Source organism: Tropicimonas sp. TH_r6 (assembly GCF_033101155.1).
Lineage (GTDB): Bacteria > Pseudomonadota > Alphaproteobacteria > Rhodobacterales > Rhodobacteraceae > Tropicimonas.
This window is the reverse complement of the sequence record NZ_JAWMPX010000004.1, coordinates 1-22,835: the sequence shown is the minus strand read 5'-3', so window position 1 is coordinate 22,835 and position 22,835 is coordinate 1. Positions and strand designations below refer to the sequence as shown.

General features: G+C 60.3%; 16 protein-coding genes and 3 pseudogenes. 11 read left to right on the top strand and 8 right to left on the bottom strand.

What is annotated here, in order from left to right:
• Window positions 1-40: 40 nt before the first annotated feature.
• Window positions 41-2,365 (bottom strand): GH116 family glycosyl hydrolase, encoded by a 2,325-nt coding sequence (locus tag R3X27_RS05580; protein WP_317707846.1) that lies wholly within the window; start codon window positions 2,363-2,365, stop codon window positions 41-43.
• Between the two features lie 142 nt (window positions 2,366-2,507).
• On the opposite strand from R3X27_RS05580, the gene R3X27_RS05575 reads away from it, so the two are divergent.
• From R3X27_RS05575 to R3X27_RS05565, 3 genes and pseudogenes are all read left to right on the top strand, one after another.
• Entirely contained in the window at window positions 2,508-4,175 is a 1,668-nt protein-coding gene (locus R3X27_RS05575; protein WP_317707845.1) for a U32 family peptidase, read from the top strand.
• Window positions 4,176-4,484: 309 nt separating this feature from the next.
• Window positions 4,485-4,931, top strand: a pseudogene (locus tag R3X27_RS05570) (IS5 family transposase); the annotation flags it as partial.
• A gap of 16 nt (window positions 4,932-4,947) precedes the next feature.
• Window positions 4,948-5,433: pseudogene (locus tag R3X27_RS05565) on the top strand (transposase); the annotation flags it as partial.
• Window positions 5,434-5,495: 62 nt separating this feature from the next.
• Here the strand turns inward: R3X27_RS05565 and R3X27_RS05560 are convergent.
• The 3 genes and pseudogenes from R3X27_RS05560 to R3X27_RS05550 form a co-directional block, all read right to left on the bottom strand.
• Window positions 5,496-5,846, bottom strand: a pseudogene (locus tag R3X27_RS05560) (transposase); the annotation flags it as partial.
• An 83-nt stretch (window positions 5,847-5,929) separates the two neighbouring features.
• Complete coding sequence (locus R3X27_RS05555) at window positions 5,930-7,021, bottom strand: carbohydrate kinase family protein (protein WP_317707844.1); 1,092 nt, start codon at window positions 7,019-7,021, stop codon at window positions 5,930-5,932.
• Between the two features lie 1,566 nt (window positions 7,022-8,587).
• Complete coding sequence (locus R3X27_RS05550) at window positions 8,588-9,736, bottom strand: ROK family transcriptional regulator (RefSeq protein ID WP_317707843.1); 1,149 nt, start codon at window positions 9,734-9,736, stop codon at window positions 8,588-8,590.
• A 152-nt stretch (window positions 9,737-9,888) separates the two neighbouring features.
• Here R3X27_RS05550 and R3X27_RS05545 point away from each other — a divergent pair, with 152 nt between their 5' ends.
• From R3X27_RS05545 to R3X27_RS05525, 5 genes are all read left to right on the top strand, one after another.
• Entirely contained in the window at window positions 9,889-10,866 is a 978-nt protein-coding gene (locus R3X27_RS05545; protein ID WP_317707842.1) for an extracellular solute-binding protein, read from the top strand.
• Window positions 10,867-10,931: 65 nt separating this feature from the next.
• Window positions 10,932-12,023: an ABC transporter ATP-binding protein gene (locus R3X27_RS05540; RefSeq protein ID WP_317707841.1), complete on the top strand. Its 1,092-nt coding sequence runs from the start codon at window positions 10,932-10,934 to the stop codon at window positions 12,021-12,023.
• Complete coding sequence (locus R3X27_RS05535; protein ID WP_317707840.1) at window positions 12,020-13,681, top strand: iron ABC transporter permease; 1,662 nt, start codon at window positions 12,020-12,022, stop codon at window positions 13,679-13,681. Before R3X27_RS05540 ends, R3X27_RS05535 begins: the two co-directional genes overlap by 4 nt.
• Before the next feature lie 7 nt (window positions 13,682-13,688).
• Window positions 13,689-14,645 (top strand): hypothetical protein, encoded by a 957-nt coding sequence (locus R3X27_RS05530; RefSeq protein ID WP_317707839.1) that lies wholly within the window; start codon window positions 13,689-13,691, stop codon window positions 14,643-14,645.
• 373 nt (window positions 14,646-15,018) lie between these two features.
• The gene (locus R3X27_RS05525; RefSeq protein WP_317707838.1) at window positions 15,019-15,762 is read left to right on the top strand and encodes a histidine phosphatase family protein; all 744 of its coding nucleotides are present in this window, start codon (window positions 15,019-15,021) and stop codon (window positions 15,760-15,762) included.
• A gap of 303 nt (window positions 15,763-16,065) precedes the next feature.
• Here the strand turns inward: R3X27_RS05525 and R3X27_RS05520 are convergent, their stop codons facing one another.
• The 3 genes from R3X27_RS05520 to R3X27_RS05510 form a co-directional block, all read right to left on the bottom strand.
• Window positions 16,066-16,575 (bottom strand): hypothetical protein, encoded by a 510-nt coding sequence (locus R3X27_RS05520; protein WP_317707837.1) that lies wholly within the window; start codon window positions 16,573-16,575, stop codon window positions 16,066-16,068.
• 76 nt (window positions 16,576-16,651) lie between these two features.
• Window positions 16,652-17,122 carry a hypothetical protein gene (locus tag R3X27_RS05515; RefSeq protein WP_317708061.1) on the bottom strand — a complete coding sequence of 157 codons (471 nt, stop codon included), beginning with the start codon at window positions 17,120-17,122 and terminating at the stop codon, window positions 16,652-16,654.
• Complete coding sequence (locus R3X27_RS05510) at window positions 17,038-17,730, bottom strand: phage integrase N-terminal SAM-like domain-containing protein (RefSeq protein ID WP_411572467.1); 693 nt, start codon at window positions 17,728-17,730, stop codon at window positions 17,038-17,040. The genes R3X27_RS05515 and R3X27_RS05510 overlap by 85 nt, the downstream gene beginning before the upstream one ends.
• Window positions 17,731-18,308: 578 nt before the next feature.
• Between R3X27_RS05510 and R3X27_RS05505 the strand changes: the two genes are divergently transcribed.
• Entirely contained in the window at window positions 18,309-19,769 is a 1,461-nt protein-coding gene (locus tag R3X27_RS05505; protein WP_317707835.1) for a type VI secretion system contractile sheath domain-containing protein, read from the top strand.
• A gap of 56 nt (window positions 19,770-19,825) precedes the next feature.
• On the opposite strand, the gene R3X27_RS05500 is transcribed toward R3X27_RS05505, so the two are convergent.
• Window positions 19,826-21,427, bottom strand: a complete 1,602-nt coding sequence (locus tag R3X27_RS05500) for an MFS transporter (RefSeq protein ID WP_317707834.1) — start codon at window positions 21,425-21,427, stop codon at window positions 19,826-19,828.
• 63 nt (window positions 21,428-21,490) lie between these two features.
• Here R3X27_RS05500 and R3X27_RS05495 point away from each other — a divergent pair, with 63 nt between their 5' ends.
• On the top strand, window positions 21,491-22,246 hold the full coding sequence (locus tag R3X27_RS05495; protein WP_317707833.1) for a DUF1214 domain-containing protein: 756 nt from the start codon (window positions 21,491-21,493) through the stop codon (window positions 22,244-22,246).
• A gap of 396 nt (window positions 22,247-22,642) precedes the next feature.
• Window positions 22,643-22,835: hypothetical protein (locus tag R3X27_RS05490; RefSeq protein ID WP_317707832.1), on the top strand; the 193-nt coding region annotated here is incomplete at its 3' end.

The window sequence follows — 22,835 nt, the reverse complement described above, 5'->3', positions numbered from 1 at the left end:
GCGACCCCGATATCTCTGCGAAGAGCGGTGACGCGTTGAATCAGACCCCCTCCCCGAAGGCCCAGGCCGCCGCCATCGGCCGCATGTTCAGGATCGCCCGACAGTTCCGCGTGCCACGGTCAAAGGCCGCTGGCGTCTGGAAGGACAGGTTCCGCTCGTGAAGCTGGTGACAGAGCGCGGCCCGCAACTGGTCGGCTTCGGCGCCCATCCCCCAGAGATCGAGCTGGGCAGCGAGGCTGAAATTGAAGCCGGGCTGGATCTCGGAGGTCTGGAAGCTCGTGTCGTCCTGATGCGGCAGGGCGGCCCGGGCGGCCTCTGTCAGGCCGGTGATCGAGACCGCGCCCTCGCCGCCGCCAGCCTTCAGGAAGTTTCGCGCGAAGATCTCGGATAGCGCGCTTTGGGCGTGATCCTGCGGCACGATATCGCCCAGTCCCAGCCTCTTGGCGAGGAAGGGGCCGAAAAGCTGCTCGATGAAGCAGGCCTCGGAGAACGGGCCGTCCGTGTCGACCCGGAACCAGGCGCCGTTGAAGAGCCGCGCATTAAAAGCCTGTTTTGCGGCCTCGGCCTGTTCGCGCCAGCTCCGGGCGAGGCTGGCTTCCCCGATCTCCGTCGCCAGCGCAGCCCCGGCCAGCAGCGCTGCGATCCAGAGCCCGCCGCAATAGCTTGACGGACCGGTCATGGGGATGTTGTCAAACGTCTGGTCCGGGATGCCGTCATTCTCGATCAGACCGTCGCCGTCCCGGTCATAGCGCTGCAGGTGATCGAGCGCTGCTTTGACCGCCGGGAAACGGGCGCGGCGCCAGTCGACCGGCATCTGCCGACCTTCGCGATAGAGGCAAAGAACCAGATCGCAATTGAGGTCCTTCCAGATCGTGCTGTCGCGATAGCTGTAGGAGTTAGGAACCACGAAGGGATCCTCGCCCGGCCCGCCGACATCATGCGGGCATGTGCCGGCGGGGTTGAGCGGGAATAGGCTCTTGTCCCAGCGGTGCCGCCGCTGGTTCCGGTCCTCCTGCAAAAGGAATTCCGCGTAATCCTGCGCCACGCCGGCGGCGAGTTCGGGGAAGAAGCGCGACACGGCCTCGGCGGCATAGACCCACATGTCCATCGTGTTGTAGAGCGCGTAATCGTGGCACTCGATAATGCCGAAACGTGGCCGCCCGTCCGGGCTGCCCTGCGCCGAGGTCGCAACGCTCAGCCCACCGGTGAGGAAATAGCACTCGTTGATGGCCAACCCTGCCTGATGCGGCGCGTCGCCGAGCCTGTTCCGGATGCTCTCGTGCCAGTCCGCGATCCGCGCCGACCAGTCCGCAGCATGGCGATGTGCATGCTCCGTCAGTGCGGTTGCGTTGCGGCCCGAGCAATCCCAGTCCCCGGTGTAGCGCCGGAACCAGCGCCGGCCCTGTCCGAAGGAGAGGGTGGGCAGGTCCCAGGCAAGCGTGACGGTAAGCTCCCGGCTCTCGCCTGGCGCGAGGTCGAGTCGGGCGCAGACCGCCCCGGCGGGGTGTCCCGGCGCCGTCTCCCGGAAGCCGCTCTCCGAGACCCATCCGTCCCCGAAATCCGGTGCATCACCGGTTTCATGGAAGGCGGACCAGAGTTCGGATCCGTCGCCCGTCGCGTCGAAACAGATGGTCCGGCTGTACTGCGCGGCCTCTCCCGCCGCGATGGAAATCGCCCATTGGCCAGAGCCTTCGGGCGGCTCCGCGGCCACCTGGCGACGGTCGAGAAACAGCCCTGTGCCGCCGCTCAGCTCCATCCCATGATTGTAGCAGCCCGCCGCGACCCGGGCCGGGCGCGTTTCGGAGAAACTGTCGAACCAGCCGTTCAGATTGGCGAAGGTGAAGGCAAGAGAGACCTCGGCCGGCGTATCGCCCCGGTTGGTGAGGCGCCAGCGGAAGATCGAGACAGGCAGGCTCGCCGATTGCAGATCCCCCGGGATAACGGGCGAGAAGGACCGGCAGGTCGTCTCGATCCCGGCCAGCGGCGCGTGGCGATGCCAGGCGAGGGGGAAGAGCCCGCCCCAGTCCGGCGCCTCTGTCTCGAACTGGAAGCTGGACATCTCTTTCCTGTCCGGCGCGGGTTGCAGCGCCCGGGCTTGTGCGGCCGCACCTTCGGGTTTGACCCTCAGCAGGAACCCATTGGCGGGCATGGTGAAATCGGCAATGCCTCCGCCTTTGAGAGTCCAGCGGCTAAACCGTCCGTCCGAGGCGCGGGTGATTGTGCCGGTCCCTATGCCGCCCAGCGGTACGCCGGTTGCTTCGAGTGGTTGGAACAGGCAATCCAGCTTGCCCTGCGACGCTCGGAGGCGGTGCCCGGCTGGGCGTATAGCGGCGGCGTTCGGTGGGCAGAAGAGATCCTTCTTCATGGCTGACCTCCCTTTCGGGACCAGTGTTCTGCCTTTCCGCGCGGTCTGGCAAGATGGGGTCTTCGGTTCCCTTGCGGTGCTTTTACTGGCGCCGAGAGCCCTCCCGGGCTAGAACCCCACGATTCCCGAAGGACAGGACATCATGAACGCGCAACCGCCCCGCCGATCCGAACTGCTCATGCCCGCCGGCTCGCTGGAACGGCTTCAGATCGCCGTGCTCTACGGTGCCGACGCCGTCTATCTCGGGACGCCCGACATGTCGCTCCGGACGAAATCGAAATTCTCGTTGGACGACGTTCGCACCGGCGTCGCCTTTGCCCATGCGCATGGGGTGCGCGTCTACCTGACGCTCAACCTGTTCTCGCATAACAAGGATATCGCCAAGCTCGCCGACTACGTGGAGGTGCTGCGCGAGATTCGGCCCGACGGGGTGATCATCGCCGATCCGGGCGTGTTCCGTTACCTGCGCAAACATGCCCCCGAACTGCCCCTGCATGTCTCGACCCAGGCCAATGTCTGCTCCTGGCTGACGGTGGATTACTGGAAGGACGAAGGGGCGGAGCTTGTGGTGCTCGCCCGCGAGGTGAGCTTTGCCGAGCTGGCCGAGATCCGGGAGCATTGCCCGGACATCCGGCTGGAGACCTTCGTGCATGGCGCCATGTGCATGACCTATTCGGGGCGCTGCCTGCTCTCGAATTTCCTCGCCGAACGGGGCGCCAACCAGGGCAATTGCGCCAATTCCTGCCGCTGGATGTACAAGCTTCACCTGAAGCTCAAGGACGGCACCTCGCAGGAGATCGAGCTGAACGAACACAATAGCGAGCTCTTTGAGTTCCTGCTGGAGGAAGGTGTGCGCCCGGGCGAGTTCATGCCTTTGGAAGAGGATCTGCGCGGCAGCTACATCCTCAACTCCAAGGACATGTGCATGATGCCGAAGCTCGACCAGCTTCTGTCCATCGGCGTGGACAGCCTCAAGGTCGAGGGCCGCAACAAGAGCGCCTATTACGTGGCCACCGTCACCCGCGCCTATCGTCGGGCGATCGACGCCTGGTATCGCGATCCCGAAGGATGGTCGCCCGAACCCTTCATGCAGGAGTTGGAAGGCGCGACGAACCGGGGCTTCACCATTGGCTTTCACGAGGGCCGGTTGAAGAACCACGCCCATAACTACGATCACACCAAATCGACTGCGCCTTGGGAATATGCCGCGAAGGTGTCCGAGTTGCGCGACGATGGGTTGGTGCTGGAGATCCGCAATCGGATCGACGCGGGCGATGTGCTGGAATTCCTGCCGCCGGATCCGGAGCGGGACTCGGTGCTGCTGCGGCTTTACGGATTCGAGATTGTTGGCGCAGGTGAAGACGAGGAAGATGTCTTGCTGGACGTGGTCCATGGCTCGCTCGGACACCGCGTCTTCGTCCCCTGGAGCGCGTTTGACCGCGAGGATCCGGAGGCCATCCGCAATGCGTTCCCGCCGCTGACCATCATCCGCAAGGAATCGATGCTGCCCGAAGACGACTGGCGCCGCATTCGGCTGGACCGGACGGCGCAGAAGATCGAACTGGGCGAGACCGGTCGCGAGGGTGCCTATCGCCGGCAGGTGGGCGAGTTGCAGGAAGCAATCTCGGCCGAAGAGGTGAACAAGCGCGCCCGTTCGTCGCGCAAGGGCGTCGAGGGATGCTGTGGCCGTGGCTGCAACGGTTGCCTGATGTTCTGGAACGACCCGGAATATGCCAAGGCACGCGAGATGCTCGCCGGGCGCAAGCATGGCGAATTGTTGGAGCGGGACGGTCGCGTGCCGGAGGCCTGACTCCGGCAGAAGACCGAACGCCTCAACCACATTCCGTGGAGGTCCCAGAAAGGCTCTGTTTCGTAATTCTGTTGATGGTTGAACGCCCCCCCTCCCCGGACAGGCTTTTCCCCGGGCCTCTGGGACAGGTCGCCCTCCGGGACGGCGACGGACGCCGTTAGGCTCTGGACCCATTGATTTGGTTTCGGTCTCCGCGCGATCTTGATTCAAGTTCCCAAACTTCAGGGGGCGTGATGAGCAATCTTTTGTGGCTGAACGAGTGAGACAGATACGAAAACAGTCCGGGGGACTGTTTTCCTGTCGAACCAGATGGCACGGCTCCAACCGTACTTTCCGAAGAGCCATTGCAAGCCACGCGTCGATGCCAGGCGCGTTTTGAATTGAATAATCTTCTTCAATCGCAATGGCTTGCGTTGGAGTAGCGCACCAAAAGAATATGGCCCGCCCAAGACGCTCTACAACCGCTGGAAGCGGAGGAGCGACATGGGCGTGTTTGCCCGGATCATGGTAGGGTCGGCTTCGGAGGGAACGGATCGGAACACGATCATGATCGACGCGACCTACCTAAAGGCGCATCGCACGGCCTCCGGCCTGCGGTTGACGTAAGGAGGATCAGGAATTGATCCGGGGGATCAGTTTCCCGACGAACGGGGGCGTGGAAGGCTGATCGGGCGCACGAAAGGCGGTATGAACACGAAGCTGCATGCCGTCACCGACGCTTCGGGATGCCCGATCCGGTTCTTCATCACCGCTGGTCCCCCTCTCAGCGATGAGAAGCATCGCCTGCCTGACGGCGGTTGTGGACCGGTGCAGCCGCAATGTGCTGGCCTGGCGGCTATCGGTCACGCTGGAAACGGAGCCGCGTCTGGAAGCTTTTAACGAAGCAATAGCCAGATACGGCAAGCCGGAGATCATGAACACGGACCAGGGCAGCCAGTTCACATCCAACGACTTCATCAAGGCGCTGAAGGCCGCCGAGATCCAGATCAGCATGCCTCTCGGTGATTGTTCCAATCACCTGCCGGTAACTGATGGAAAAGGCGCCTGGCGCGACAACGTCTTTGTCGAACGTCTATGGAGGGCGATCAAATACGAAGAGGTCTACCTGCACGCCGATGAAACCGTCTCCGCCGCCCGCTTGGGCCTCGCCCTATACCTGGCCTTCTACAACACGCGGAGACCGCATTCATCGCTGGACGGGCAAACGCCCGATCAGACATCTCTCAACCCGCCCCGACCAATCCCGCTCGCGGCATAACTGAGCGGAAAATCCACTGAGAAAACGGCTCCGGACTGTTCATATTTCCCGAGCCACCTCTGGTCCAGCGGTTCGTCCTCGCGGTGATAGGGGATCTGGACGTTCAAGGTTTTCTGGCGCTGAGACAACGTACTGAAACCTGGAACCGGCCAATCAGGCCCAGCCATCTCCAGAAGGCTGGCAACCATTCCGGAGGTCTGGCGAAGCGGCAGACCGAACAACACCTTCACACTCAGGCAGAACTGGATCGTTGCATCGGAGAATGTCTCCGGGTGCCCGCGTTTGCCGGTTCGTTCCGCCAACCAGGTCATGTTTCGATCAAACCAAACCAGCAGCGATCCCCGCCTTCGAAGCGACTCGCTGTAGCTGGACCGGTTCATTGCGCGATAGCGGGGAAAAGCGGGTTTCGGCATGTCGCCGATCTAAACCAAGGGATTCGCAAAGTGAATCCTCTACGGCTGTTATGCAAAAACGCCCATCCGACACAAAGCGCGGCTTACTGCACAAGCGCCGCAAGCTGTTCCCGGGACAGCAGCCCGGAATGAGCATCTGTGAAACTCACCACGGAGGACGAGTTTTGCGCAGCAAGGCGCAACGCCTTCAATGGTGCGTCGCCGCTGGCCAGGCATCCGGCCAAAGTGGATGAAAAACTGTCTCCTGCACCCGTTGTTCCAAGTACATCGGCAGGCACGACCGGTTGGAACTGGATGTCGCCTGAAACAGACAGAAAAGCGCCCTGAGAGCCGTCGGTAATACCAACGTAAGATGGGCCGAGGCTATGCATGCGGGCGAAGTAGTCTGCCGATGGCAGTTTGAAGCCCTCGATTTCGAGGACGAGTTCATCTTGGTCGGCCTTTGGCGGTTGGCCTTTGTCCCATCCGGTTCTTTCTACCAGTTTCGGGATGAGCGCGCGCGCTTCGGCGCGATTGCAAATAAAGAGATCGACTTTGCCCAAGCTGTCAAAGAAGGGATCCGTCTTCCGCGTGAGCTGCCTTATGCCGGGGTTGGTCGCAACAAATGCCCCCGCCTCCTTCGCCCGGCTCACGATCTCCGGGAACAGATCGGCGGACGCGTTGCTCAGGCCCGCAATGTAGACGAGATCAGCATTTTCAAAGGGGTTCTTCTCAAGGTCTTCCAGGAAAAGGTGCTCGTTCGCTCCGCGATGCGTGAAGATCGCCGCATCTCGATCATGGGACGCGATGAGCAGGGAAACAGCGGTCGCATAGTTCGGATCATGGATCGCGAGGGATGTGTCGACCCCCTCCAAAGTCAGCGCCGAGACGATGTTATCGGCATTGAGATCTTGTCCCATCTTTACCAGGGGTGCCGCCGAAAACCCTTGTCTTGCAAGGCAGACCGCAGCGTTGACCGCACCGCCACCGATGTAAGTTCGGATATTCTCCGCGTCGACCTTTCGACCGGGCTCCATCAGCAAGAATGATGCAGTTTGGTTCGTAAGGCGCATCTGCTCAATATCTTCGTTCGCGACAGTCGCGATGATGTCGATCGTCGCGGATCCCATCGTTACAACCCGAAGCTTATTGCTACTCAATTCATTTCTCCGGTTTTTCACGATTGCGTCTGCCATTTTCGCAAGCCTTGACCTGCTCCCTTGGGACCAATCGACTTTAGGAAGCACAGAAGTCTTGGTTCTCTTTCGATCACTGGACTCCCCCCGGGGTGAGCCCGTCAACACTCGACATTGGGCGTTTTCGGGTGCCGAAGTCCATCTATTTTGTTGATGCCAGAACCGCCATCCAACCAAATGGCAGCGACATCGGTAAGGCAGCGGGTCATGGTGGCTCGATTGAACGGGCAAAGAGGGCGGATTGTGTTGAAAAACTCGTGCTTGATCGAAGCGCTTGTCGCTGATTCAGTTTCCGCAGTGAACTTTCGCTCGATCCGGCAGGCGCCCCCCGCCTTCATATACGTAAACCGTCTAGCCGGACTCCGAGGTGGTCCTACAATTTCGATCAGTTATTAGCTTTTCTAAGGCGGTTCAGGGGTTCACATCAGGCTGCCATTCTCGTTGGTTTGCTTTTGCTGACATGGACCTCGCCGGGAGGCAATATGCCGTGGAAGGAATGTGGACGCCCGGCGTTCCATTAGGCCAACCAGGTTCCGATACCGGCCTTCACCTCTGAGCCACGATCGTAAGCGTGAAAGTAGATGCACTCGCACTGAGGGATCGCCACAGGCGCTCGATCATGCGGTTGTCGATCCAGCGGCCCTTGCCGTCCTGCTGATCTTGACGGTTGCCTCGCTGAAGACGTCGATCCAGATCGCGCTTTTTTCTTTGTCCGTGCGGGCGTGAAGCGGAAAACCCATGACCTTCGGCATCCTTTGACGCAAAGAAACAGGCCGCCACCATTACTGTGCATCCCTTCCGAAACCGCCTTGCGTTGCCGTGCTGTTAGTTTAACTTAATGATATTGCTGTATAATATCGCTTTGTGTTGTCCATTTGTGTGGTTGTCCTGTGTGTACAACAGCATAGTGAAGCCACCGGACCGCTGGAGCCGGTCATGGACGAGAGAGGGGGATGACACCTACATTCGCAACTTTGCAGAACTCTGAAATCGCTCCACGGAGAGGCAACACCATCTGGACAAGCCACCAAAAGCGGAAGGCACCTCGAGGGGCCCGACGGGATACTGGGCGATGACACGTAGTGAGCAGGGCCTCACGAGCTTGAAGCGAGCTGTGGGTAGCATCATTTAACCTGAGATGGATTAAGCAGTTTGAATGGGTTCCGCGAGGAATGAAGACGCTTCTGGGCCTTTACTCTGACACCCGAGCTTTGTGCGTATGCAGGGACCGGTCATTCAGGATGTGGCGCACCGAAGTAAGGTCAGCGGACGAAGCCGCCGTCGATGAGACTGGCATCACTGACCGCTGTCAGCCCAAAGCGGTCCTCTCGCGGATCTGTCGGAATGGGACAAGCGGACCTTCATCGTGCTGCAGACGACCAACGGCTGAGCCGGACAACTGCTCTTGCCTTCCGGCTGTCATGCTGCATTCACGCAGTGAATCCCTCAACTGGTTTGTGAAGCGAAGCCTAAGAGATGCAAATCGCTTGAACTGATGATGCGGACTAAATCGACCAAGCTTGGGTTGCCTGGTCGCAATCTGACGGCCGTAGCCTGACAAGGCAGTCAGCGCTGTTTGCTTGCGGCACCCGAGAAAGCCGACGGGTTGAATATCTCGTGAACCGGCAATGCCGCGGCACCAAGCTGCGGCAGGGTATCCTGTTCGGCCCTCAGCACCGGAGGTGGTGCAACAAGGTAGTCTTCGCCAAGGGTTTCGGCAGCCAGTATGGCATCCAGCATGTCATCAATGAGCCTTGGGTGGAGCGTGCCTCCCAGAACGATTGCATCGGGGGCGAATGTCCGGTCGATGACAAGGCAGAGCCATCGCAACTGCTCAGCGGCGCGCTTGCACCATTCCTTGACGGCCGGAAGCGAGAGATTGCTTTCGGTCAGGTCGTTCAGATGCCTCAGCGCAATGCCTTCGCGGGCAAGAACATCCAGGAGGTCTTGCCCAGACGGCCTCGGCTGCGATTTCGGGAACAGTCCGCCCCATTCTGCCGCGAGGTTGGTACGTCCCAGATATGGCTGCTGGTCGACGACGGCCGCCCCGCCAATGCCGTAGGACAACCATATATGGCAGAAGTTTCGAACGTTTCGGCAGGCACCATGGTAGAGTTCGGCCATGCAGGCCGCTTTGGCGTCGTTCATGTGTCGAACCGGCATGCCGAAATACCGGGTCAGGTCGCGCTCGACATTGACGTCCGGCCAGTCGCGAAACTGCCGGATCTTGAGGACCTGCGTGGGGTCGGCGCTGTACTGGCCGGGATAGCTCACACCACATCCGGCAATCCGGGACCTGTCGATGCCGGACTTGTCCACCAACCGTGCCACGCTGGCCCCTGCTTCGGTCATCAGCTGGGGGAAGGACGTATTGTGAACCGCGGCTTCCTCGACTTCGAGAGCTCGGCCGCTCAGGTCGCAGATACAGGTCATGATGCGGTCGGGGTCAAGATAGACCCCGGCCGTAAAAACGCCATCGGGATCAATGCTCAGCAGCCGGGCCGGATAGCCCTTTCGCCCCTCGCGGCTCGGGTCCGGACCTTCTTTCAGCAATCCCTCGGACACCATCGGACCCGTCAGGCGGGTCACGGTCGACGGCTTGATATCGAGCCGGCGGGCAAGGTCCGCACGCGATTGCGGACCCTGGCTCCGGATTGCGGAGATGATCCTGCGGCCGTTGTAAGTCAGCCTGAAACGGTCGTTCGTGTCCCCCATGAACGGAAGCTGTAGCAGACCGTGCTGCGACGAAAAGCGGAAATAATTCGTTTGACTTGGATTATATTCTGGATTGCAACTTAATTCACGGCCGACCCGACAGCACCGCATGACTGCGGGATTCGGCCCCCTAAACCCAACGGGAGGACTGAATGAAACTGAAATCCGCGATTCTCGGTTCGGCCATGGCGCTTTGCGCCACCGGCGCGATAGCCGAAGGTAACGTTACGGTCTATACAGCCGTTCCTCAGAACTTCATCGACGCCCTTGCACCGATGTTCGAAGAGGCCTCGGGTATGAAGGTCGACATCATCAAGGCAGGGTCGGGCGAGTTGCTGAACCGGCTGACGGCCGAAGCGGGCAGCCCGCAAGCTGATGTGATCTGGAGCGTCGACGGCACCGTCATCGACTTCAACCCCGACCTGTTCGAAGCCTATGAGGCCACCGAAGCCGACAAACTGGCCGATGGCATGAAGCAGAGCGACCTGTGGACTCCGTTCACCGCCGTTGTCATGGCCTTCATCGTCAACGAGTCGAAACTCGACGGCAAGCCGGTGCCCGATAGCTGGGCTGCGCTGGCCGATCCGCAATATGACGATATGATTTCCTCGGCTCGTGCCGACGCATCGGGCTCCTCCTATATCCAGTTTGCCACGGTGCTCCAGGCCTTCGGCTCCGAAGAAGAAGGGCTTGAGACCTACAAGGGCATGCTCGGCAATTTCGTTCTGTCTGAGAGCTCGGGCGCCGTGCCGCGCTTCGTCAATGACGGTGAGCTTGCGATTGGCGTGACGCTGGAAGATGCTGCGCTTCGCTATGTCGAAGGTGGCGGTCCGGTCCAGATCGTCTATCCGTCCGAAGGCACCGCGATCGCACCGGATGCCATGGCGCTCATCAAGGGTGCTCCGAATGCCGATGGCGGCAAGGCCTTCATCGACTTCATGCTCTCCGTGGAAGGCCAGAAAGTCGTGGCAGAGCAAGGTCGTCGCCCTGTTCGCTCGGATGTCGCCTCGAAGGAAGCGCTGCTGCCGCTTTCCGAGGTGAACTCGGTTGGATACAACGCCAAATGGGCTGCGGACAATCGTGAGCGGCTGGTCGAACAGTGGAAAGACATCGTCCTCGACGTCCAGTAACGCAAAAGCCGGGCGCAGCCGCTGCGCCCGGCACGTAAAGATCCCAAAATCAGGTCAGGCAAGCAATGTCTTCGGTGGAAATTTCTGCGCTTCGCAAGCTTTACGGCGATGTGGTGGCGTTGTCGGACATCAACGTGTCGATCCCTTCCGGGGCGTTCTATACCCTGCTCGGCCCCTCGGGCTGCGGGAAGACCACGCTGCTGCGGACAATCGCCGGTTTCCATCGGCAGAATTCCGGCAGTATCGAGGTGGACGGCAATTCCATCGAGGATCTTCCGGCCTATCGCCGCGATGTCGGCATGGTGTTTCAGGATTACGCGATCTTTCCGCATCTCAGCGTGCGCGACAACGTTGCCTTCGGCCTGAAACAGCGCAAGGTCGCATCGGCGGAAATCACCCGCCGGTTGGAGAAGGTTCTGGAAGTTGTACAGCTCGGCCCGTTTGCCGACCGCATGCCGCATGAACTGTCCGGCGGGCAGCAGCAGCGGGTCGGCCTCGCCCGCGCCATCGTCATCGAGCCGAAGGTTCTGCTGATGGATGAACCGCTGTCCAATCTCGACGCCAAGCTGCGGGTCGACCTTCGGGCCGAGCTGCGGCGTATCCAGCAGGAACTCGGCATCACCACAATTTATGTCACGCATGATCAGGAAGAAGCTCTGGCGATGTCGGACACTGTCTGCGTGATGTACGAAGGCGTCATCCAGCAGGCGACGAACCCGCTGGACATCTACTTGAAGCCAGCCAACCGGTTTGTCGCCTCCTTCGTTGGCACGAACAATTTTCTGTCGGTCCAGCGGGACGGGGCGTCGGCCGCCTTGCGCGCAGGCGGGGCGGACCTGTCTGCCAGGTTGTCGGCTGTCGATGGTGGGGCTTCTCTTGTCTGTGCCATTCGGCCCGAAGCGCTCAAGGTTCTTCCCGGCCAAGCGGGTTCTGCGCCCGAGGCCATCGCGATCCCGGCCAGCCTGCGCGGGGTCAGTTTCCTGGGGCGCGAGATGGAAGTCTTTGCCCGCACCGAGACTGGGGAGGAGGTGAAGGTCGTTTCCCGTCCGGACCCGACGATCGTGGCGCTGGAAGAGGGGAGTGTCATCACCCTGACCGCCGTCCGCGACGACCTGTTGTTCTTTGAAGACAGCGAGACCGGAAGGAGGGTTGCATGATTGCCCGTGCGCTTCGGCCCCGGTTCGAATTCTGGACGGTCGTCACGGTCCTGATCCTTGTTCTGCTCGCTGTGTTGCTGATCCTGCCGATCCTGCGGGTGCTGATGCTGAGCTTCGTCGATGCCAAGACAGGGGAGTTTACCCTGGGCAACTACGTCGAGGCCTTCACGCGAAACTATTATCTCAAGGGATTCAAGAACACGCTCTTCGTGGGGTTGCTTGGCACGCTCGGCGCTTGCCTGATCGGCATCCCGCTCGCCTTCTTCACCGCGCGCTTCCATATCTGGGGCCGTGCATGGATCTCGACGCTGGCGATCCTCGTTCTCGTCGCGCCGCCCTTTATTGGCGCCTACGCCTGGATCATGATGCTGGGATCGAACGGCTTTATCACCAATTTCTTCGAAAGCATCGGCATCTCGACACCGACGATCTACGGTGCGCACGGGATCATTCTGGTCTACACGCTGAAGTTCTTCCCCTTCGTCTTCCTGATGACCCAGACCGCACTGAACGCAGTGAGCAAGAGCTTCGAAGACGCCGCCGAAAACCTCGGCTGCACGCCTTGGCAACGGTTTGTGAAAATCACACTCCCGCTGGTGTTCCCGGCGGTCTCGACCGGGGCAATCATATGCTTCGTGCTCTCTATTGCCGATTTCGGCACGCCAGCGATCCTCGGGCGCGGTTTCCGTACGCTTTCGACCATTGCTTTCGCGGCCTACCGCTCCGAACTGGGGGGGCTGCCCACCATGGCGGTGACCATCTCGATCGTCATGATGGCGATTTCGATGCTGGCCCTTCTGGTGCAGCGCTTCATCCTCTCGAAACGCCGTTACGCCTCTTCGCTGACCAACCTGCCGGTGAAGGTGCATCTACACGGCTGGCGGAGCATGGCGGTGCATGGCTTCTGTCACGGTGTCGTCGCGCTGGCCATGCTGCCAACGGCGGTCGTGGTCTACACCTCGTTCCTCCAGACGAACGGGCCTGTCTTTACCGGCGGTTTCGGGCTGGAAAGCTATCGGCGGATCCTCCATGACGCCCCCGAGGCGATTGGCAACAGTTTCCTGTTCTCGCTATGCGCTGTTGTGCTGATCACGACGTTCTCGGCGTTGATTTCCTATGTCATCGTGCGTCGCGATAACGTGGCCGCAGGCGCAATCGACTTCCTCATGATGGTGCCCTACCTCGTCCCCGGCGTCGTAATGGCCATCGGGTTTGTCACCACGTTCCGCGGCGGTGTCTTTGACCTGGCCGGCACGGCTGGCCTGCTGATCCTGATCTATTTCATCCGCCGGCTACCCTATGGTGTGCGGTCGACAACTTCGAGCCTGCGACAGATCAAGCCTTCGCTCGAAGAGGCCGCGGTGAACCTTGGGGCGCCGCCACTGAAAGCCTTCCTTTCGGTCACGTTGCCGTTGATCATACCGGGGTTGATCGTTGGCTCGCTCATGAGTTTCATCACCGCGATCAACGAGTTGTCCTCGACCCTGATCCTCTATGATTCCGGGACCATCACCATGCCGGTGAAGATCTATCTCGCGGTTCTGGACGGGGAATTCGGTCTTGCGGCGGCGCTCTCGACCGTTCTGCTTCTCTGCACAGGGATCTGCGTCTACGCCGTGTTCCGCTTCGCTGACAACCGTGACTCGGCATTCGTATGAGGTTGGTATGAGACTCGAACTCCTGAATGTGTCGAAATACCGTACCAACTCGAAGGTCGGGGACGATGTTCCGATTGTCCTGCCTGGTGCGGTCATCGGGATCTGCGATGGCGCAACGGATCCTCGCGGCACTGTCGTTGACGGGATCGGTGCCGGGCGGCTGGCGGCTCTGACCCTCGCAACCGCCGTTACCGAACTGGCGCTCGATCCGGCGTTGCGGACCATGCCGGGAACCGAAATCCTCGCCCGGGTATCGGACGCCCTTGCGCGACGGACGGTAGAGTTGGACCTGCCGATCCCCCCGTCCGCAACGCTGGCCGCCGCCTTCGACTGCGGCGACTATTGGCGCTTCTTCGCGCTTGGAGACACTGGAATCCGGCTTAACGGTACCGAACTGTTCTGCTTCAACAAGCTGCTGGACGCGATTGCGACACATGCGCGGGTGGCGGTTTTCAAGACATTGGCCGCCGCCGCACCAGTGACGGATGCGACAGAAGCTGCGACCCGCAGGTCCATTCTGCTCGGGTTCGAAAATGCTGTGGCAGAAGGCATCATCACGCGGGAAGCTGCGGATAGCATCATCGACGCCACGATTGACGCCCTGCAACTCGATGATATTCGAGCGCTTGTCTGCAGGTTCCTGCTGGGTGGGATCCAGATTCAGTATCAATTCGGCAATGATCCGGAGAGTCCACTTGGCTTCGACACCCTGAACGGTGTGCTGCCGCGGCGTGGCGAGTTCATCGACGTCAAGCGGCCCAAGGATCAGGTTCGGAGCATCGAGATCTTCACCGACGGCTATCCCTGCATTCCAGAGACGGTATCGGTTGAAGCCTGGGAAGCCGCCTTTTCCCGCGCTGAGATCGAAGATGTTCACAAGATCGGACCCTTCGCGACGGTGAAGGGGACAACTGGTGCCGAGTATTTCGATGACCGCACGGTCTTGGTCGCGGATCGCCTTTGACGGCGCAGGAGCACATTGGCCGGCTGTGCCAGGTTACTGATGTCAGGTTAAGTTTGTTTGGGACGCCCACGATCAGGTGGCCAACTCGGCTGTATGGCCGGTCCAGCAGGAAATCGCGTCAGAGCTCGAATGACAGGAGATCGATCGGACAGCAGGTGGCGCTCCGAGTTCACCAGACCAGCGTCCACCCGAGCTACGTCGCGTTTCTTCCAGTCGTAGTAGGTTTCCGGACGAATGCCGCAAAATCCGGCAAGCCGTGGCAATGTTCCCAATTTCCTCGGCGTCGGCGAAGACGTGCTTCTTGCGCATAGTGTCACTCCGAGCATCTTCGCGCCCATCTTCGCAGATGCTGCGCTCCGGACGAACTGGCGGAATGCCGACCGTGCCGCCAAGCGCCGCACTTGCAGCATTCGACACCGGACTCGCATGGTTCTCGGCGAGGCCCTTGGATGCTGTCATTTGCGATCGATTGCGCCGCTGTAAACCTAACGGACTTTCTGACCCGTCGTCTTTCTGGCAGGCTGAGATCATGAGACAAGTCGTTCGATACCTTTCGCACCCGCAAGTACTGATTGATCCAGCCATTCCAGTGCCAAATTGGGGACTGAACGACCTCGGCAAAGGGCGCGTTGCGGCACTCGCTGCGTCCAAGGCGCTGGCTGGTACGCAACATGTGATCAGTAGTGCAGAAACCAAGGCAATTGAGACCGCCACTCCGCTGGCGACAGCTCTCGGTTGCCGCAACGAGGTTCGGGAGGCGATGCACGAGAATGACCGAAGCGCCACTGGCTTTCTTCCACCTGAAGAGTTCGAAATCGTTGCAGACCAGTTCTTTGCCAACCCTGATAGAAGTGTGAGGGGCTGGGAGACCGCGACGAATGCGCAGAACAGAATTGTGACAGAGGTCCAACAGTGCCTGAGTCTATGCAAGACCGGCGACGTTCTTTTCGTTGGTCACGGAGGCGTTGGTACGCTTTTGTATTGCTACCTTTCAGGGCACTCGATTAGCCGTGATTTCGATCAGGGCTCAGGCGGTGGCGGCTGCTATTTCGAGTTCTCACATTCGATGAGCAAGCCGAAATCGCGATGGCAGCCGCTTGAAAAACTGATCGACTGATAACAAAGGCGATTGCCATCAAACTGGAGTCCCTGCCACGTTCGCCGCGTCGGGGATCAAGGTCCGCTTCAGTGACAAAGCTCAAACTTTGCAAAGCCCGAAAGCTGCGCTGAGCCGACATTGGGCTAAATCAGTCGAGGTCCGGTGTGCGCAGGTTGCGGTTGCTCGCGGTGGTCGGCCGAATGTCGGCAAGGTCCGCTCACCGGTCGGCCATCCTCGCCACACTGAAGGACCGCTTTGCCCAATTCGGAATCCCCACCGAACTTCTGCATTGGGCTGACGGCCGCCTTTGCCTGTTGCTGGCTAACGGCGGCAAAGTCCGAGTCGGACATTAGAGCGGTGCGCAGCGAACCGCACGTGGCGAGCAGAAGCTCGATATGTTCGAAGGTGCCGCCCTGTTGAGCAAGAACAACACCTTCGACCCGTGGCGACTTGGTTGCCGCCCATTTCCATTTGGCACGCACGTGTTGCGTCCATTGCCTTCATCGTCCCCGTCAGATCGATTGCAACAGATCCCGGGTGGCCCGGGTTGATCAACATCGTGTGCTTGTCTGAAAAACTTTGACCAAAGATGACATCGTTCGAAACGACATAGCCCCCGACATAGCCTTCGCGGACCACACCGGTACGAGAGTACACAAACGACTCGCCGTCGACTTCCAAGACGACATCCTTGAGTTCGCCATCAACAACCTGCGGCCCAAGATCGGTGGTGTAGACCGCCAGGAAGCCGAACTGTTCGTCTTCACCAGCCCCAAGACGCGCCGCTTCGGTTCCGACTTGGACGACGTAGGGACCCTGGGCGGCTTCCATGAAGCAACCACCAGTTGCCTCGTTAAAGAACACCCCCCAGTCTTCGACGCCAATAGATGACGCTGGTCTCAGTTCCTCAGATAGAGACGATCATGTAACCGCACCAAGGTACCTGATAGTAGTTCGTCTTTTTTTCATCCATAAACGCAATCAGGTCCTGTGTCAGCTTTGATTTGTAGAGCCCATGATTGTTGTCGAAGTACTGCTTGTCGTGGTGTCCGTAGTAATACCCCATAGTATGGAAGCTGCACCAGAACAGACCTACATGGGGGCTCCTCGCCTTAAACTTCTCTGAAATTTCGGCCGATGAAATGTTTACTCCATCGGCCATATCAATGATCCGAAGTCCGAAATGCGAGGCCTGCTGACGATACTCACTGTCGAGAGAATTTATTTTGGGCATTGCGTAGGTGAGGAAATCGTTGTCGTGCTGAAAGTCCTGCGCGTGAACTTCTGCCTTTCTCAACTTCTTGTGGGCCCAAAGATACGCGGCTGCGGTGCACGTGTCGTGTGGATTGGACATCGTGAAGACGGTTTCAACGGCCATAACAGCGCTCCCGAGTTGGAGTTTTTAGGACAGATTGTTCGGACGGAATTATACCCACTGCCGCAAAGTAAGAAGAACATCTCGCCGGGTTTGCTTACCCATTTTCTTAAACGATCTTTCCCAAGTGACGCTCCTCGAAGGTTATGTTGCCGCCCGAAGAGCCTCCTTGCAACATTTTTCGACCAGAAACGGCTTCGCAAGGCTGTTTCCGATCTGACCAAATGTATCGCCCCCGCACCGTTGCTTACCACAACATCGCCAGCCTTTATGAACGCGTCTCTCAAATCAGTGGTCGGTTGGCCCGATTGGGTCAGCGAGACGTGGGCATCGTAAACGTTCAGCAAGTCGTGCCCTTGAGGGGCTAAAACGTTGACCGGTGCCAGTGGCTCTGTTGCAGATATCTCCGCAGGGGAGTCATGTTGTGAATCCGGTGTAGTAGCCGAGCAACATGAGCAGTTGTCCGCCATGTGCAACTGATACCCACGCAACTCCTCTGGCGTGGCCGTGTCCGGCGAATGCCCGAGGAACGCGGCAAAGTCCCTGATCGCCCGGATATGAGCTTTCTGATACTTCTCGCCCATCCCGCGGAGCCGCATGTCCTCGATCATACGTTTCCGCAGCGGCGTGGTTCTCTCCTTCTTCATCGGAACCTCCTGTCTTTCGATTGAGAAGATCCCAATCGTCAGACAGACTCGCCCTTTCCCAAATAGTTAGCGGTCAGATCAGTGCCCAACGACAGCCACACGCGCCAATGCCGCGCGAGCGGCTTCGTCCATTGGGCTGACTGCCGTCATCCGTCAGGCATCCCACACCGGCTGGACGTGGTGAGCGGCAGATACGCGCAGGTAGTGCTCGTTGACAATCTCGAGTCGAACGACGGTTCTGTCCGCTGACTTGACCGTCGTGTGCCCCACCGCGAACGTCCGGTTGTCCCCCGCGCAGTTTGACGCCGGACGGGATCGGAGGCGAGTGCTGCGTTGCCGCGAGCGGAGGAAAGGTCGGCAAAGCCGATTTCTCCGTCCGAACCTTTGGCAAAACCTGTTCGGCCATCGGAGGGCTTGGCGCCCAAAAACAGGATCGGAGCTATGCGCATCAGTCGTGGGGGCACCTCAGATGAGCGAATTTTCTGGATCGATCAGGCGCGCGCTGTACCATCGGGGAAAATAACTGATCAGGGAGGTTCACGATGTCCAACCCGCTTCGTTTCTCGATGGATTTCGGTCAGATGAATTCATCTGCGCGACCGGTAGAGGGGCAGCCCCTGCGCATTCTCGTGATGCTGGATCTGGGTGCAGGGACGCGGTCGCAGGATGTGCCGCTGGAGATGCGCCCGATCTTGCCGCTGGATGTCGATACGTTCGAGGATCTTTTCGAGCGTGAGCGGCCGGTGATTTCGCTCGGCGAGGTGGAGATTGCGCCTCGGGAGGTGGAGGATTTCCATCCTGACGAGATTGCGCGCAACCTCCCAGCTTTCCAGAAGTTGAACGATCTGCGGCGGCGGTTGCGGATGTCAGGGAGTTTCGATGCGGCGGCAGCGGAGGTTCGGGCTCTCTTGCTGGCAGCGCCAGAAGCGGGCGAGAGCGAGACGGTGCCGGAGACCGACAGTGACACCTTCGCGCGTTTGTTGGGTAAGCCCGCGGATGCCGGAGCTGCCCCTGCGACGCCGCAGGAGAGTTTCCTGACTGGGCTGATCAGGGAGGCGGTAGCGGCGCATATCGTACCGGAAGAAGACCCGCGGGCGGACCATTATGTGGCGGCGGTGGACGCGGCGCTGGCGGCCCAGATGCGGGGGGTCCTGCATGATCCGGGGTTCCAGGCGCTGGAGGCGGCGTGGCGCGGGCTCGATTTCTTGGTTTCTCGGGTGGAGACGGATGAAGAGCTTTCGCTCCATCTGTGGAACGTGACGCGGGACGAGTTGTTGGCAGCGTTGGGCGAAGGGACGCTTGAGGGCTCGGTGCTGGACCGGCGGTTGGTCGTGGAACGCGAGGCGGCGCCATTCACGCTGATTGTGAGCGAGTTTCCATTCGGCGGCGAGATGGAGGATATGCGGTTGCTGGGCACGCTGGGCGCGATAGCCGGGCGGACGGGGGGCGTGGTGCTGGCCCCTGTGGAGCCGGATGCTTTGGGCATGGAGAGCTGGGCGGCACTGTCAGATACGATCGGGCAGGAGATTGCCCCTTCGGTCGGGTGGACGGCCTTGCGTGAGAGCGGCGTCGCGAGCCGGATCTGCGGCTTCGGTCCGGGTTTTCTGTTGCGCTCGCCCTATGGCAAGAAGTTCGACCCGGTCGAGGGGTTTGCATTCGAGGAATTGGAGCGGCCCGGGGAAGAACCAGAGGCGATGTTGTGGGGTGCACCATCGGTGATGGGCGCGGTGCTGATCGCGCAGGCCTACCGGCAGGCCGGCTGGAAGGCGCGGTTGAGTGGCAATCTCGACTTCGGCGACCTGCCGCTGGTCTATTACGAGGCGATCGAGGGGACGCGGCTACTGCCTTGCGCGGAAGTGCTGCTGCCAGAACGCGCAGTGGAGCGGGTTCAGTCCGCGGGGGTGGTGCCGCTGGTCGCCAATCGGAGCCAAAACCTCGTGCGTCTCCCGGGGGTGCAGACGATTTCGGGTGAAGGCGAGCACGTGGGGCCGTTTGGTGGATAAGCCACCGTTCGTTGTGGAGACATCTCGGCCGAGGGAGCCCACACCCGAATCCTCGCTCAGTTTCGGGCGTGCAGGTGCTCTGGATCTGCCGGACGCTCGATCCAGCGACGGGCGCGCGGCGGGTCTTCACCGCTGTGCAGTTCGGTGAGCTTGTGGAAGTTCTCCGCGTCGGTCGTTGTCCGCCGTGCCATGTGGCGCAGGTAGGCCGCCCAGGTCGGCACGCGGTAGGTTTCGTGCCAGAGATCTGGCTCGACGAGGTCTCTGTAGAGCGACCAGTTGTCGGCGCCATCGCGCATCCGGATGATGCGACGCTGCGCCATCACTTCCAGGAAGGCGCGCGTATTCTGGCGCGGGATGAGGAATTCCACCGACACCTTGATCGGCCCACTTTGCAGGTCGATGTCGAGCGCCAGCTCCGGTGGGGTGAAGCCGCGGAAAGGGTCGAGGTTGGCGCTGGTTTCCTCTGGCAACCGCATAACGACCCCGAGGCTGGCGCCCAGCAGACAGGTTACGGCAGCGACCGCCAGCGCGGTCTGCACGTCGGCATTGTCGGCCATCCGGCCCCAGACATAGCTGCCGATGCTCATACCGCCGAAGGTGAAGACCTGCAGCAGCGACATGACGCGGCCCAGCACCCAACGAGGCGTTGCCATCTGGGTCGCCACGTTGAAGAGCGACATTGCCGATTGCCAGGCGATCCCCGTGACGAAGGCTGCCGCGCCAGCCGCCCAGATCGTTTCGCTGCGAGAAATGGCGAAGAGACCCAGAGCCAACCCGAGAAAGGCTGACCGTACGATGGCCTCGTAGCCGAAACGGTCGCGGATCCGATGCATGGTCAGGGCGACCAGCACCGCGCCCATGCCGAAACAGGCGAGCAAAGCGCCATAGGTGATCGCGGTGCCTTGTACCACCACCCTGGCGACGAGCGGCATGAGCGCCAGGATCGCCACGGCAGAGCATCCGAAGATGGCACTGCGGATGAAGATGCGCATGTGTCCGGCCGACAGCAGGGCGTAGCGCATTCCGGCGCGGAGCGCGGAGCCAAGCGGTTCGCGGGGCAGGGGGTCCGGCTCCCGTTTCGGCTTCCAGCTGGAGAGCGCGAAGATCACGGGAACGTAAGTCACGGCGTTGACGGCAAAGGCCGCGGCGGCGCCAAAAAGCGCCACGATCAGGCCGCCCACCGCCGGCCCGGTCGAGCGCATCAGATTGAATCCCATGCCGTTCAGCATCACCGCCTGCGGCAGGTGCTCGCGCGGCACCAGATCGCCAACGGAGGCCTGCCAGGACGGAAGGTGCATTGCTGCGCCACATCCGATGGCTAGCGTGAAGGCCAGTAGCCCCCAAGGGCCAATCATTCTCATCCAGGTGAGGATCGCCAGTGCGCAGGAGGTTGCCAGCATAAAGGTCTGCGCTGCCATCATCACGCTGCGCCGTTCGTAATTGTCAGCAAACACCCCGCCCAATACCGACAGCACTGCCAGAGGCAATGTCACGGCGCCCTGCACCAGCGACACCATGATCGGTGAGTTGGAGAGAGAGGTCATCAACCAACCTGCCCCGACGCCCTGTATCAGCCCGCCAAGATTGGTGACCACCGAGGCAGCCCAGAGAAGCCGGTAGGAGCGGTACTGGAAAGGGGCAATTGTGGCGTTGGCCATGACGGGCTCTGTGCTGTTGGAACCTTTCCCGTTTAACCGAGAGCCGGGTATAAGAACACGCGCATGACGCGGCTGGTGGAGGCCGAATTGTCCCAGCCGACGATCGCTTTGCCCCAGCATTTTCCACGTGAATATGTTCTTCGACGTGAGAGCGATGCCGCCATGAACACCGATGCGCGGGTGACCTTCCACTCCCCCTACACGGCCGTGACACCGGCAATGGCGAAGCCGTCGCCCGGCGTGGGCTCCGACTACCGCATCGCCTTCCTCGATGCGGCGAGCAAGCCATTCGACGGGTCGAAGACCTACAAGGTGACCATGCCGCCCAACCCCCCGGGGGCCAATTTCTGGGCCTTCACGCTCTACGACACGCAGACCCGGTCCATGCTCCAGACCGACCAACCGCTTCCGTCCATCGACTCCATCCAGAATGATCCGAAGCTCAACGACAACGGATCCATCGATGTCTTCTTTGCACTCGAGGCGCCCGAAGGCTGGGAAAGCAACTGGGTGCAGACCATTCCGGGCAAGAGCTGGTTCACCATCCTTCGGATGTATGGCCCGGAAGAGGAATGGCTGAACGGGGACTACGTCCCCGGCGAGATCACGCTGGTGGAATACTTCCGGCAGCACGATCTGAGGTTCGGACATCCAGTCAATTTTGACTTGCGGAGAGTAGGGGTAACGGGTCGCAGTAGGCAGGATGGTGGGCTCGATGTTTCGGCGGAATTCATGATGGCTATACCGATACTGGTGTGGTCGCTCCGGCCAGCCTTCGAGTGTCCAACTCCATTTCTATTGGCCAGTTTTAGGGGGTAGTCACAATTGCTTTGCGGAGCGGTTTTCCGTCCCACGGGTTTGGCATCCCGACGAGTTCAGTGGGGGTAATCATGCGGAAGACCCAGCTTTTGCCGAGGCCACGAGGCTGTTTGAGGTATCGCATATCGTTCTCGCTCGCATCCTTGTTGTACAAAGTGGACAACACGGGCTTGGACAACGTTCCGATACCCTAAATAATATCAAGGCTTTATGGAACTTCGAGGCGAGTACCGGCTCCATGATTAGAACAAAAACAATTGGTTAGTACCTTGGTATTTTCGTGTCCCATCTGTATTCCCATCCGATGACATCGATCGAAAAAGCTCTCCTCCTTTGTGTCGGTTCCACCTTTCTCGGGCTCCCAACGGTAGACGCCCCAACAGAAAGGACATGCCAATGAAGTGGTTGCGCAACTGGCTTCAGGGTTCCGACCCGGACCTGAACAGGCTTCTGACCCGCGAGGACGCCGTTATCACCGTCGAGCGCGCCAACGGAGATCGCATCGAGATCACCCCGTTGGCCGCGGCTCGGCAGAGGACGAACGATCATCGCGGCCAGAAGCCCCATCACAGGGACAATGGAAACGGAC